1 pseudogene is annotated in these 317 nt (G+C 82.0%); it reads left to right on the top strand.

Annotated elements, in window-relative coordinates:
- Positions 1-101: 101 nt before the first annotated feature.
- A pseudogene (locus GQS09_RS28440) lies at positions 102-317 on the top strand (hypothetical protein); the annotation flags it as partial.

Below are 317 nucleotides of genomic sequence, written 5' to 3' on the forward strand. Positions count from 1 at the left end.
CGCGACGACGGCGGCCGCCGCGTGACCGCGTACCCGCCCGGAGGCCGGCTCCCGCCCCGGTCCCCGGGCCGGGCCGGGAGCGCCGGGGCGGGAGCGGCGGCATGAACCCCCACGGCGCCGGTCTGCTGGCGCACGGCACCGGCCGCGAGCACGAGCTGCCCGTGTCCGCGTTCTACGCCTACGCCGGCGCCTTCGCCGCGCTGCTGATCTCCTTCCTGGCCCTGGGGCTGCTCTGGGAACGCTCCCGGCTGCGCGGCGACACCGCCGGCCGGCCGCTCCCCGGGGCCGTTCAGCGGGCCGCCGCCGCCCCGGCCGCC

This window comes from Streptomyces sp. YIM 98790, from assembly GCF_011421595.1.
Lineage (GTDB): Bacteria > Actinomycetota > Actinomycetes > Streptomycetales > Streptomycetaceae > Streptomyces.